This is a genomic window from Halococcus thailandensis JCM 13552, from assembly GCF_000336715.1.
GTDB lineage: Archaea > Halobacteriota > Halobacteria > Halobacteriales > Halococcaceae > Halococcus > Halococcus thailandensis.
The window spans coordinates 1-14,277 of the sequence record NZ_AOMF01000184.1; the positions used below are offsets into that span (position 1 = coordinate 1).

Here is a 14,277-nt window from a genome sequence, read left to right on the forward strand (position 1 = left end):
CGGACCCCGATACAGTACCCGAAGACGAGAATCTTGAGCATCATGACGGGATGGAAGGGCGGCCGGCCACGGCCGTCCGCCCGATCTTCTGGATAGAAGGGATCGAGCCGGCCCTCGTTGTCGAGATGATCGATAACGTCGGAAACGTAGCGTTCGAGGCTATCGTCTTCGACCCACTCCGCGACGTTCTTCGGCAGGAGGTGTTGCTGATCTTGGTCGTATCGGATAAAGTTAGACGTCACGTGTGGATCCTTACGCTATACAGGAGTTTCCGCTAGATAAAATCTACGTCATGTGAACTCAGAATCCGTAGAATCTGATTTCCTTGCCGATGTTTCTTGGACAGGCTCNACAGGAGTTTCCGCTAGATAAAATCTACGTCATGTGAACTCAGAATCCGTAGAATCTGATTTCCTTGCCGATGTTTCTTGGACAGGCTCTACTTGTGTTCTTATTCGCCCTCTCCCTCGCCCTTGCTCTCGTCTCTGGCGACCTGTGCGAGCGCGACCTTGACCTCCTGGCTGTACTCGCTCATGTTCGCCTCGGGGTAGGCATCCCGAGCCTGCTCTCCAGCCTCACCCTCGCCGGTTTCCATGGCTTCGATCCGATCGAGCGTCTGGTCGGCAGTTTCGACTACCCACCGGTCGCGCGTCGCCTGATCCACGCTAGTGACCGACTCGGGCGTCAGCGACACGCGCATATCGCCATCATCCGTTTCGTAGCTCCGTGGCTTCCCCACGACTGCCACGTACTCGGGAGCCTCCATGCTCCGCAAGACTGCCATCGCTTCGGACTGATACTGCCCTGCGTAGACGAAGAACGTCCCCGTCCGATCGACTACACGTGCCTGCCAATACTCACTATCACTGCCCTTGGCGACATCTTTGGTCTCGGTCAGCGTCCCAACCACGAACACCCGGTTCGCATTCGCTCCAGTGGGGAGCACCGTGAACTTCGGCGACCGCTCGTCATCACCGTCCTGGAAAGTCTCCGATGCATCCTCGAACTCCGCCGCGAACGCACGCTTGGCTGGCTGGCGATTGCTACGACCGTCGCTACCGCTGTTGGCACTTGAACTCATGATTGATCGAACCTCGATTGGGGCACACTGCTACGTGGCAATTCCACGTTGCTCTCGCCCCTCACCCCTACGGGGATGAAAAATTGCGGACCGTCGCCGTCACGGCGCGGTCGGAACGCGTCCACTGATCGCGAACGATAGCCTGCTTAGAACTCGGTTCAGTCCATCTCCGCGTCGAAGTGCTCGTCGAGCAGTCGCGCTGCGTCTGCCTCGCACGCAACATCCGGACTGCTCTCTTCGACTTCATCCACGAGATGGTACTCCCCGACCTCCGGCCCTTCGATCTCGAAGTACCGCCCCACGAGCTGGGATCGGAATTCTTCGGCGACGATCGTGGTATCGAGCGCGTCCATCGCTGCACTGGTTGCTTCGTCCAGCGACCATCCCGTGACGGCCTCGGTGGCTTCGGCATCGAAGATCACCGACTCGACCTCCTGACCGTTGTCAAGGGCGGCCTTGATCCGCATGTCGAATTCGCCTTCGACCTGCCCGTGCTCCGAGCACCGCCCATCGTTGAGGACACGCGAGCAGTCCTCTTCGGGACAGCGCTTGATCAGCCCGCTTCCGGGCTTGATCTTCACCAACGCACCTTCACTGGTGAACGACTCCGATCCGTCGGCGGTGTCGATCTCCTCATCAAGGCGCTCGATGTTGGTCGTCTTGTTCAGCTTGACCGAGAACTTCCCGTCGTATTTATCCGAGACGACGTTCGAGAGCGCGTACGCTTCACCCTCTTCAAGCTCGGGAAGATTCGAGGCCGCCCACGAGACGAACTTGATTCGGCCGGTGTCGTCGGCCAGCAGCCCGACCTGAGCAATGGAATCACTCTTGGGCTCCCACAGCTGGATGACCTCGGCCTCCAGATCAACCCACTGCTCGGGAGCCTCGATGTCACCACATCCGACGAGATCGTTACCGTCCGATCCCGACTGGGCGTAGAACGCATCGCGATCGATTTCGTGCTCATCGAGCAGGTGACTCACGACGCTCCGACGTGCTTCGCCCTCGGGAACCTGATACTCATCGATGAGCGTCGTGACACGCTCGTGGACGTCCTCGGGATCGACCTCGATATCGGCGTTAGTCTGGAACTGTTCGACGATCGAACCACTGGTGGATTGTACGGACATTATTGGAACTACCTCGTTCGCTTCTGATGGGCCGATTTGACCTGCGAACTGCTCTTCGACCCTGCACCCCTCCGGTGGAAACAAAACTGCTGAGGCGGTCGCGGTTGTGGTCGCGGTCGCGGTTGCGGCCGCTGTTGCTGTCGTGGAGAAGACACACTGATCGACCATGTGTCTCCTTGCCAAAAAGAAAGAAACCTACCGGCCTAGCCGAGGAGATGGTTCTTGCTACCGACGATATCTTCTTCGAGATCGATCACTGGTTCGTGATCAGGAGCCGATTGTCGCATCCACTCGTTGAGTTCGGCATTCTGTGCGACCGAAACCGCCTTACCGCTCTGAGTGCTAGAGCTCATGGTTCTGATCTTGAGGGCTTAGCTGCCCTCACCTGCTGTTGAACAGGCGAGAAGCGTTGCTGTCCGTCGCTTTCCTCACGACGGCACTCTTCTTGCTACTGCCCTCACCCCCTCTGGGGGTGACAAAAGGGGCGACACTCAATCGGTCTTCCAACCACAGAGATACCCAGACCAGAAATTCATCGTTATCCTGTACCTGTTGACAGAGTATGAGTCCGGTTGCGGTCGCTGGAGCTGTGGCGGTAGCGGTGGCGCGCGCTGAATGCGCGCCTACGGCGCGCGGGTGGCCGGAAAATAAACTGAAATCCGAGAGTCAGAGCGACCGAGATTCGTATTCCAGAACTGGGTCCTTGTCGATATCGCCGACAACAGCCCATGCACACCAAGAATGATAATGAGTATCGAAGCTCCAGGAGAATTCCCATGATGATTTCGCGTCTGTACCACAGAACCAACAGCCACCTTGAGTGGCCGATAGTTTGGAAACCATAGTCACTTACTCCACGCCCGCCTCCGCGCCGCGGGCACTGCGTAGCGCGCGGCGCGAGCGGGCAACACCATCCCCGACAACCAGCCACGCGCGCCAACCCGCCCAGAGCAAGCGACCGCTTTAAGCCGTTTCTCGTGTCCGGCCCGGACTGCGGGTCCGTGTCCAGGGCGACTGTCGGTCGGGAAGACTGCGGGCCACCGATATACCCACCCCTTGTGGGTGGGTCGTGGTGTTCCGCAGGCAATCGCGGCTGGCACAAAGCCCTGGAACGCGAAAGCCCGCGAGGGGCGCAACCGAAAACGCGCTTAATGCGGGCAGCAAACCATATGCCCGGACCGGTGGCTCGCAACGCGAGCCAGCGCATGCCCGGAATGGTCGGTGCCAAGCGCCGCGGCAGGGCGGCATGTGGCGAGCGTGGCGAGCCATACAATAGCGGGGACAATCCACCCGGAAGATTGTGCGCTTAGCTTCTATTGTATTTCAGCGAGTAGCAGCCGTAGCGGCGGCGCGTGCGTTGACTGCGCCTTGGCGCAGTCCGCGCGCGAGGGACGACCGAGGAGGCGCACAACGTGCGCCCCGCAGGGAGGAGGCTGGGGAGGACGCGCGCCTTCGGCGCGCGGGTGGTTGCCGCGATTAAAAAAAAGAAGAGAAAAACTCTGAGAGTTATTTTGAGTCGATCGTGTCCTCAACTCCGATGGTCTGACCTCCTTTTGCGTACTCCTTGTTCGGATTCGCCGAGAGTCCACGTTCGGGGTTCCGATGACGATACGTGCGACGACGGTGGATTTCTGTCATCATCGGCACATCGAATTTCGGCGAATCGTACCACTGTGTTCCACGAGGAGCCGGACCATCACCGTGCGAGAGCACGCACATCTTCGTCCGACCTGAAACGGCGACCGTCGGTCGCCCGTTGTACTGGTCAGGTTCACCATCGATGATTCGCACCGTATCACCTTCGTGGAGAATCGTGTCCTTGTAGGAACTCTGCCACACAGTCACCTTGCACTCACCAGTCCCGTCATCGACGAGTCCAACCTGCTGCTGACCTGCCGGGTCCTTCGGGTCCCACAGAGTGACGACTTCACCTTCGATGGTCGTCACATCCTGCATTGGGTTGATGTCCTCGATGAACTGGCGTTGCCCCGACACAACACGCCGATTTTTCCCGTATTCGTTCCACTCCGTGACCTGACCCTCCATCGGCCACCTGTTCTTGATAGCTTCACGTTCGGCGAAGACAGCCATGTCGAAGTCCGTCCCATCACCGACTCGTTCGACGATGTGCTTCGCAACGGTCCACTCCGGACCGCTCAACTCATATTTCTCACTGAGACGCCGCGCCTCTTCGCGCACTTCCTCGATGAGCGCTTCTGGAACCTGCTCTTTCACGAACGCTTCTGGGTCCACACGGGGCTCCATCTCTTCTTGGACCTCCTCGACGGTCGTTCCACGAGGGTCAGGAACCCACGACCGAGCCAGCCGCCGATTCGCCGCTGCGTTGGCTCGTCCTGGCTCCTCACCACGCTCGTGCGCGGCATGGGCCTGTTCATGGAATCTATCGAACTCGGCTTCGACGCCAGCTGCACGCTCCTCCTGTTCGAGAGTGCGATTCTCCTCGTCGATGGCACACGTCCAATCGTAGGGATCATCGCCAGTTTCGGCGAAATCGAAGTCACCCATGTAGACGACATTTTCACCTTGCTCGGTTTCGGCATCCAACTCGCGCTGCTTGTCCGAAACGATCGCCTGACCATCGCTCGTACCGACTTTCGACATCAGCTCATCCGCGTTCCCCAACTGTCCTGCGATGGAATTGGTGACGCCACCCTCATCGTCCTCGCGCACGTCGAGAGCGATGTTATCTCGACCAACGCCGCTTTCACCCTCGCGCTGGGTCACGCTCGTTGGCGCAGTGAACGTGTCTTCGATCGTCACGTGCCCACTCGTCCCTTCATTCCCCCGCTCTCTGAACCGTGTCGCACACCGCTCCGCGCCCGCTTCCGCGTCCACACCGTTTTCGATTTCATCCTGTGCGACCGAAACCGTCTTACCACTGGAGTTTTTAGAACTCATTGTCATCTTCGACTTGGGGCGTGGTTGTCTCACCAACCGCGTCTCGCCGTCTCACCGACGAGACACATCTATACGCCCTTCGCCCCGTCAGGGCGTAACAAATCAACCGTTCGAACCACCAGTCAACCACCACTGCGGCGGGTCAGCTACTGTCGCAACCGCCTGCGGCCCATCCCGCCTACCGACACCTCACTCTATGCTCTGAAGCGACGGGCCGCCACACAGCGGCAGTCCGATATACCCCCGAGCGGAGCGATAGCGAAGCGAGTGGGGTCGCGGGCTGCCGGCAAGTGGCGGCCCCAAAGCGTCGCCACCTAATGGTTCCGCCGCGCGAGTGCGGCCGGTGCGGTTGTTCGAAGCGCGGGCGGGTGCCGGTTCCGGGTGAGCGCGGAGCGGTGTGGTTGTTCGAACCCGGTTTCGGCCCCGCGTCTGCACAAGTCCGTCGTGTCCGTCACCGTGTCCAGCCGATGGCGCGGGCAGGCGAGCCGCCCCGATATACCCCCGAGCGAAGCGAGTGGGGTCGTGGGGCTGGCTCGGCAAGCGCGCGCTGGGCGGGGAGGCTGGAACGCGAAAGGGCGAAAGCGCGTCGCAACGAGCACTACCGGGACCTTTAGGTGGCGTCAGAGTAATCTAGCTCGGCGCGACAGCGCCGTGGGAAACCCCGAAGGGGCGACCGACTCCCCGCTCGGGTAGTGCGGAGAGAGCGGGGTCGGTCGTCTTCGACAGCGCGTCGCACCCGTCCGGCGTGAACAGACCGAGCACCGCCGCCGCCGACCGCAGGGAGGTCAAGGCGGCGCACAGGTCCGTGAACGGCGCAACGGAACCCCGAACCCGAGCGAGCGCGGTGTGGAGCGAGCGAGTGGTGACGGGCCGATCCGAACCCCTACCACGGGGTGAGGATCGGGGCGCGCGCCGAGAAGAAGACTGGAGGATTGGGTGGGGTGGCGGATCGGTGTAGCTCAGCGAAACCGACCGGCTGACAGCGCCGCCCTCGGCGCTGGAAGACGGGCGGTGAGGCTGAGCTTGACTCGCGCCCCGCGGCTCGCCACGGCCCGGATGGGCCGGCGCGGTATTCCGTGCGCGCGGCACGCGTGCGCGCTGTCCCTGCGAGAGCGAGCGATAGCGAGCGTCCGCGCGGCACGAGGAAACGCCGATGTGCGGTGCGGGTCGTCCCAGTCCGTGCGTGAGGAACGCGCACGCGGTCTTTTAGCGGTCGCGGTAACGGTAGTGGTAGCAGTAGTGTAGCGGTCGCTGTCGCTGTCGCTGTCGCTGTAGCGGTCTGCAGTAGGTGGGACTGAAAGGGGCCGGAGCGCTCGGGGAACCCCGGCGACACAAGCACCGGAGCGAAGCGAGGAGCGCAGCGAGCCGCGGGACTCGAGCGCTCCGGGGGCTTTCATAGTCGTAGCCGTCGTGGTCGTAGTCGTTGTCGCTGTTCTCACAGCTCCAGATCGTGCTCCGTCGCTCCCCCATCCAGATGAGACATCCACACCACCGGTAGGGTACGAGCAAACACACACAGCAAACCGTACGTAGCGCGCATACGGTCACAATACCAAAAAATGAGAGCTCGATAACGCCGGCCCTACAGAGGGAAGATCATCACAGTCGCGATCGACGAACCGATAGCAACAACGCTAAGCGACCCCACGAAGTTGACACCCTCGTTCTCCCGGAGATCTACCAACGAACGAACGTTGACTGAGCCCTCCTGGTTGATGAATGGCCACAACGGTTGAACCTCCGAGCCAGTCATCTCACTGCCGAGTATATGCCCGAACGCACTCACCAGCCCGATCACGAAGCCGTACTCCGCTGCAGCGAGTGACGTCACAAGCTGATGTCCAGCGTAGATGTAGATGTTTCCGGCGAACCACCACCCACCGGCGGCCAGCAGTCCACCGATGGCGAACGATCCACCCAGCGAATGCGTCCATCGCTTCGGGATTCCGATCCTGGTCAGCAGATCCGGTCCACTCCCAACCACGACTGCCAGCACTCCACCGAGAAGTGCGAAGCTGGGATAGGTAGTACTGAGCCACCACCCGAACGGTGCATACGCAACCACCGCGCCGATAGTCGATGCGATCCGTTCGAACCCTTCGTTGTTGTCTGACTGTACTGCCGCTACCAGTCTCCCGTTGTGAGTCCCAGAACTCATTGATTACTCCGAGGGCTTCACCGACTCATCTCGTCTCAGTCTATCTCGCCGACACCAACCTCCGAACGCCACCACTGTCCTACGACGACCTCGTCGTGGTGTCGCTCCATCACTCGAAACCCTCACCCCCTCTGGGAAGAACAAATCCTCCAGGATCTCAGACCAGGCTTCCGCCTCCGAAGTGACTAACCCGTAGCAGGGGTGGGACGACCGACGGGAGTCTCACCCCGACGCGGTCCGAAGAGAACGCCAAGGAGAGAACACAAGCGAAGAAAACGTGCTATCCAGAGAGCAAACAGAAAGCGCCAGTGCTGTCAGGGCCGTCGATACGTACAACCCTCGTCGAGTCGCGAGCAGTGCTCGAAGGCGACTTCGTACTCGAATTCGATAACATGGGGATACCGCTTGGCGAAGTCCTCGTTGCGAACCAACTTGAAGATGAGATCGCCGTCGCACTCACTATGTGGACATCGATCCTCGACGATGTAGACGGGGTCTCCATCTCCAACCGTTTCGCATTCCTCAAGCGAGACTTCACCATACCGAGGGATCTTCGCTTTGCCACCGAGATCGTCCCGGGCAGCCTCGAATCGCGCTTCCTGCTTGGGCAGACACTCGTAATCTGGATGGTGCAGGCTGTCACATTCACCACAGTCGACCATGCCCTTGCGACAGTTCGAACACCACCATCCCTGATACAGCGTCGTTGCGAACTCACTTCCGTGCTCGCGGATGGCGTCGTATTCCATCTCCTCGCCGCAGTCCGGACAATCACGAGTCTGTGCGTTGCCGCCATCGGAACTGATGCTCATCTCTCGAACACCTCACTCCTTCAGGGGTAATAAATTGCCCTGCGTATAGCGGTCGGCCAATTGTGACAGCCGCGATGGCCAGATCCACCTCCGCTGCGGTCGCGGTCGCGGATGCTGTCCGGTCCCGTCAAACGCGCGCGAGAAACGCGTGTGAATGCGTTCTGTGCTGTGCGGTGCGGGAAGAGAATCGTCTCTGTGAAAAATTCAGCGTAGCAGGCGACTCTGGACGTGAGAGAAGACACGGATGCACCCTTCGAGAATGGTGAAGAGACTGGCGTTGAGAACCATCCAAACCGGAAAGACACCACCGAGAATGAAGTCTAGACCAACGAAGGTGAACAACACTATCCAGACGATCGTTCGAAGCTGGTGAACTGTCGATGCAACCGCCCGTCGCCGCTGCCACTGCGTTCGTGCCATTCCTTGGAATCCCCTCACTCTTTCGGGGGTGAAAAATCGAGCCCACGACCGCGTCCAGGAGTGGACAAATCTTGAGCGGGTCAATAGTCTACGATGATCTGGCGACTCTCTTCTTCACCTCACCTCTACATGCCACACTTCCCGACCACCACGATCCCCCCACCCCACCTGGAACAGAGCTCGCTCCTGGAATAGCAAATAGATGTTAGCGAACGATCTCGATGACCATCCCGAATCCGAACGTCACCCCGGAAAGAATACTGCTCACGGACAGCCCAGTCGAGACAAGTGGCCACTCGATCACGATTGCTAAGCACAGGGTGATAATGTAGACAGTGAGCAAGACACCGAACACGATAGCCGTCAATCGAGCGAGTTTGTCAAGGTCGATAATTTCGGCGAGACCGACCACATCGGATTGGTCTCTGATGGTTGTCGTCGATTCAGTTTCGCGGGTGACTGGTAGTTGGCGCATTTGCGATGACTCCCTTTCACCCCCTCGGGAGCGACAAAATCGTGGCCGTTCTCAACGATCGATTCCGGGGGTACACTCAACCAAACCATGGGGCTGATTGCTGCGATATTCTTAGATCTGTGTTGTATCACGAGCTGGGTATATTGAAGTGAGACAGAGCTATTTTCGTCGTGGTTTGTGGGCTGTCGATGATGCTCTCGCGGTCAGTGAATTGGTTGAATTACTCGCGCTGATCTCAGGCTCAGTCAGTCTCTGGAACTACTCCTGGTCACCCATTGTTTCGGGCGGCTGCCACCCTCCCTAGATTCAATACCAAATCTGTGATAGTCAGAGTATCCATCCTCAACTCCCGTCCACCCATGTCCAATACGATTTGCCCCCCTCTATATCGGTTGGTTTTCGACCGGCTCCCTTGACACCCCTCCGCCGTATTGCGTTTCTCCCTTGTCAGCAAATCATGTGGGTAGAAATTGCCGATTCTCCCCTGTCAGCTCCCCTGTCATCACCTCGCCGTATGGTGGTTTTGAAGATAGAATAGACAGGATAAATATCCAGTCGCGATGGTTCCTGGTCAGGTCCCTTGACACCGGTTCGCTGTATGGCGATTTACGGATAATCTAGTATCTGGATGAGGATTACCAGATATGTTATTATAGTCTCTTCTTACCGCTCTCCGTCAAGCCGAATTTTTTGTAGCAAGTAAGGCGGTTTCCGTCAAGAGTTCGGCGAGCAGTTTCGACTTCGATGTCGTGATGGTTAGCATAAGGAGTGAGGATATCTCGGGTGAATCTCGATGTGTTCTTGGGTTTATCGGGAAGCTGATCTTCACTGAGGTGTTCTTCTTGCCACATGTTGAACGCATCAACTGCATCACCTTTTGGCAGGACAAGATCATCATTGCTGATGATGGCTGCTTCCTCTAACTCGGGATTGGATTCGAGATCATCAGCGGTGAAAAGACATTCCTCGATAAACCGCTCTTTCGACTCTTCCCACGTGAGTGACTCCGGCGAAGAGGATGAGCTTCCTTGTGAGGATGCATCATCTGATGCTTCGTCATCCACAGCTTTGGTGTGTGCTTCTGATACAATATCGTCCGATGCGAGTGCTGCCAGTGGAGCGGTCGATCCGTCCTCAAACACGTAGGGATCGTCTCCTTCCTCGGCGGGCAGAACCACGATTGCATAGTCCTCGCTCGGGGTGGGTGTTTCGTCGAGATCGATCGCTGGGACGAACGGCTGCTTGACAGTCACCCACTCCTCGGTGAAAGCGTCTTTCGAGTCGTAGGTGTGCTCTGCTGCACCCTCGTAGACGATGTATGTTCCCGACTCTGAATCACGCCGATACCGATAAACAGCGGGGAAGCTGGCCTTCCGTGGCTCCGCGATCTCGCTCGTGTTGATTCGGGCTACTTCCTCCCCATCACTCGTCCGGAGCACGTACTCGTCGTCGCCGTCTTCGATAGATTCGCGCGTCCACACCGACCGGCGTGAGTCGTCTTTGTTGGTCACTCGTCGGACTGCTCTCACAGTCCCGTCGATATGGCCGCCACCGGGGAACTCGAATTCCTCGTCGCTGTTCGTGTAGAGCTCAACAGTTCCATTATCGCCGTGTTTCTTGACCGGATCCGAGAGAATGTTCTCTACTCGGTGTGCCCAGTGGAGCGGATCATCTGGCTTCTCTTCGACGACTGCGAGACACAGCGCGTTTTTCTCGGCGGCCTTCAGGTAGTTCTGGATCACCTTCATCGGCACTTCGGGCGTCGTATGCTCGGCTTCGACATGGGCGACCTGCGCCATATCCGGGTGGTAGGCGCGCGCGTCCGGGAGATCGAGGCTGTCCTGCTCGACTGTCTTCATCGTCCAGCCGTTGGAGTGGAGCGCGGCGTCGATTCGCTTCAACGCCGTACTGTGCCCCTCCCCACCGCTCGTTCGGTTGGTTCCGACAGCTGGTTTGGACTCTGCTTCTGCCTCGATGACTGTCTCGACGCTCTTATCCTCGTTCTCGCTCCCAGCCTCACTCTTATCTGCACTCTCACCCTCGTCTTCGTCCTCGTCGACGCCTTCGTCAACGCCCTCGTCTGGAGCCGTACCCTCATCTCCACTTGCCTCCTCATTGGTTGGCTCCTCGTTGGGTCCTTCACTCACCGACGATTCTCCGGTGTCGTCCATCTCTGTGTCTGCACTGGCGCTGGTTTCGGCCAGCCGCACCTGCAGGTCGCTATCACTCCTGTTTGCATCGGTGGAATCGGTGCCGACTCCGGCTTCGACGGAATCGAGTTCCAGGAATCGCGACCGCTCCATGATTGCTACCAGCTCGTCGCGAGCGGGCATGCTGTCAGCCGAACAGCCCTCGGCCATTTCGTAACAATCACTGAGTTCATCGAGGAGTCCATCGACATCAACGGCCTTGTTGGGCGTCTCTCGACTGGTCGTCATCTGCGCTGACTGCACTAACGACGCCAGCACTCGGTCTATGTCTCGCGAACCCAGATCCAACAGGTCAATCACACCCAGCGGAGCCTCGGTGAGAATCGATACCGGCGTTTCTTCAGCACCGAATTCCGCATCTGTATGAGCTGCTATCCGGTCGACTGTCTCTTGGAACCGCTCTTCGTCTTCTTGACTCAGTGGGGAATCGCCTTCGGCGTGACCCTGTGGGATCGGACGCGATTGCACGGTGAACGGCCGTGGCGGGGACTCGAAGAACTCTGGGCTCGGGAACCGCACGAACCACTCTCCGGGCGGCATCGATCGGAGACGATTCTTCACTGCTACGGGATCCATCTCTTCGGTTGCGAGGGCTTCTGCGAGATCATCGTCAACCGGGATGTTCCCCACGATTCGGGTATGGATATTGTTGAGTGTGTTCTGATAAACCTGCTCGCCACCTTCGTGACGCATCTGTTCGGCATACTGCGCGTACAGCCCGACGCCGATCCGATAGCCACGCCCCTGTTCGAGCAACGTGTTCATCGTCTCGGCGACCGTCACCGTATGCGCCTCGTCGACGAACAGGTTCACGACGTAGTCGTCGGGCTGGTTGTTCAACCACTCGTTGCGATCGTCCAGTGCGTCGTAGAGCATCGTCAGCAGGACTGCCGCCATGCTCTTTGACGGATTCTTTCGCAACCCGCTCAGGTCGAACAACACGATCTTATCCGTTTCGAGGAGTTCTCGGAAGTCGAAATTTGACGTCGTGTTGTTGAACAATTCTCGGATATGCGGATCGCGCGAGATCGTGTCTGCTCGCGTTGCCACACCCCGAAGGATGTTTTTCGCGGTCGAAGGATCATCCATCAGATACCGACGTAGTGACCGTGTGGTCTGGTCGGTTGACGACTTCGGGAGTGCGGTCGTTTCCTCGGCTTTGATTGCTTCCAGTACCCGGTCGATCACATGCTGGAGCTGCCCATGCGAGAAGTAATCTTCCGATTGGCGGTATCGACCGTTTTCCCGACCGTACTCTTCATCGAGCAGTGCATCAATCAGGTAATTGATGACTGTCTCGGCGTTTTTCGCGTCGTTGAATGCATCCGTCCCCATCCGGAGTTTGATGATCTCGACGTAACGTTCGGATAAGTCCTGGATGACGTCCGTGCGGCGCGCTCCCTCCGAAAGCGATTGCCGGGCGTCGAACACCGACACACCGGGGAGGACCTCCGGCACCGGGAAGTACAGCACATCCTCTTCGAGGGCGTCGAACCCATGCTTGGCCGCGTACGCCCGCATGAAGTTCTGGATCACGTCACCGTCTTTCGGCTCGATCACGATCTCTGGGCCATTAGTGCTCTCTGCTGTCGAGAGTGCATCTGTCGAAAGCCCCGTTGACTTCCCCGAGCCGGTTGCGGCGAATCGCGCCCAGTGAGTCCGCATCAACGTCGCTGGAAGATGCATCGTTTCCGGCTGCGTATACCCGGTCGTATCCGGCAGATCACCCACTGCCATCCCGTCTTTGTAGTGAGGCCGGAGTTCTGGCCGCGGCCCTGCGACAGGCGACCGGCTCTGCTGTTCGGCTTGGACCGCTCGCGTGGCCTTCTCCGACAGACTTTCGGAGGACGGAACGACGAAGAGACTTGACAACTCGTTGGGAGTGAACACGAAGTCAGACCGGGTGTTCCCTCGGCCGGTCGTGATCTCTCGGTTGGTGAATCGATTGAGGGCTTTCTTGGCCGCCTTTCCACTCTCGATTCGAGATCCCTGTATCTTGTAGAACTCTCCGTCAAGGATGTCGAGCGCCGAGCAGAGTCCGTCCAGTGTGGCTTCAAGGCTGGCTTCGCCTTCGCTCCTAGCTTCAGTCTCGAAAGGTGAGTCCGCATCACCTGCTGCACCCTCGACGTGGACGCCGACTGTGCGGAGGTTGGCGGTGTACGATTTACCTGACGTGACGGTTTTGACTTGCTCTAGCCGCCGGTATTCTCTGGTATTTTCTTTCGGACCCGAAGATCGACGTGCACCCGGAACAGACTGGTTAGGGTTCCGATGCCCTGCTCGTCGATGTCGCCGCCGCCGCTGTTGTTTGACACCCTTTGGTGGCGCACCCGTATCAGTTAGTCCCGTGAATACGCCAGTAATCAGATGAGCAGCCCGCTGTCCGAGTGTGTCCTTTCGATCTTCGAGTGCGATCTGGCGATCGACGCGCTCGTTCTCCCAGTCCGGTTTCGGCTTGAAAACGAACTGTGCTGCAGTCGGATCTTCAGCGTCGACGAGATAATCGATCACCTCGCCGTTTGGAGCTGTAGTTTGCTCGTGTTCGTTTGTTTCCTGGCTATTTTCCTCGTTGCTCCGACGTTGGGAGGTCCAGTCGGACAAGGTTGTCGTAGAGGTCATCCAGTCCTTCTTTCGCTTGGGCGTATGCGCGTCCCAGCTCACACCGAACGGGGTCACTGATTCGTCATCGACCTGGGGCCGAGCGAGTACGGTCCCTCGCTGGGTGAGGGTGGGCCGCTCAAGCTCGCTCAGTGAATCGTGGCGAGGGATCGCATCGGGCGGATCGAGCGTCATGACGCCCGTCTCGTGCTTGATGACTCGCGACGATCCTGCTGCCGGTGAAGCCTGTGCCGTGCCACCATCAGCGCTTGTGGGTTGGTCGATATTATCGGCAGCAGCGTCTGAATCACTGTCTACAGCTGTTTCCCCGTCTCGATTGGTAGACTGATCTGAGACAACTATCGCATCGCCGTCCTCAGAAGCCTCGACGGCCTCTCGTTTCGCCTCGACAACGGTGCTGCCGGCACTTCCCGTCTCACTTGGGTCCCAGTAGAGCCTGTCTCTTATACACAT

9 protein-coding genes are annotated in these 14,277 nt (G+C 58.7%); all 9 read right to left on the minus strand.

Annotated elements, in window-relative coordinates:
* Nucleotides 1–242 (minus strand): hypothetical protein (locus tag C451_RS19420; protein WP_007743373.1); only part of this gene is annotated, 242 nt, incomplete at its 3' end.
* Nucleotides 243–451: 209 nt separating this feature from the next.
* Nucleotides 452–1,081 carry a hypothetical protein gene (locus tag C451_RS19425; RefSeq protein WP_007743375.1) on the minus strand — a complete coding sequence of 210 codons (630 nt, stop codon included), beginning with the start codon at nt 1,079–1,081 and terminating at the stop codon, nt 452–454.
* Between the two features lie 158 nt (nt 1,082–1,239).
* Nucleotides 1,240–2,211, minus strand: a complete 972-nt coding sequence (locus tag C451_RS19430) for a hypothetical protein (protein WP_007743376.1) — start codon at nt 2,209–2,211, stop codon at nt 1,240–1,242.
* Between the two features lie 203 nt (nt 2,212–2,414).
* Nucleotides 2,415–2,564 carry a hypothetical protein gene (locus C451_RS22710; RefSeq protein WP_161605875.1) on the minus strand — a complete coding sequence of 50 codons (150 nt, stop codon included), beginning with the start codon at nt 2,562–2,564 and terminating at the stop codon, nt 2,415–2,417.
* Between the two features lie 1,153 nt (nt 2,565–3,717).
* Entirely contained in the window at nt 3,718–5,130 is a 1,413-nt protein-coding gene (locus C451_RS19435) for an SOSS complex subunit B family protein (RefSeq protein ID WP_152420513.1), read from the minus strand.
* 1,582 nt (nt 5,131–6,712) lie between these two features.
* Nucleotides 6,713–7,288 (minus strand): hypothetical protein, encoded by a 576-nt coding sequence (locus C451_RS19440; RefSeq protein WP_007743378.1) that lies wholly within the window; start codon nt 7,286–7,288, stop codon nt 6,713–6,715.
* A gap of 314 nt (nt 7,289–7,602) precedes the next feature.
* On the minus strand, nt 7,603–8,100 hold the full coding sequence (locus C451_RS19445; protein ID WP_007743379.1) for a hypothetical protein: 498 nt from the start codon (nt 8,098–8,100) through the stop codon (nt 7,603–7,605).
* A 625-nt stretch (nt 8,101–8,725) separates the two neighbouring features.
* Nucleotides 8,726–8,995: a hypothetical protein gene (locus tag C451_RS19450; protein ID WP_007743382.1), complete on the minus strand. Its 270-nt coding sequence runs from the start codon at nt 8,993–8,995 to the stop codon at nt 8,726–8,728.
* 650 nt (nt 8,996–9,645) lie between these two features.
* Nucleotides 9,646–13,998, minus strand: coding sequence for a type IV secretory system conjugative DNA transfer family protein (locus C451_RS19455; protein WP_007743384.1), 4,353 nt, complete (start codon nt 13,996–13,998; stop codon nt 9,646–9,648).
* Nucleotides 13,999–14,277: the final 279 nt, after the last annotated feature.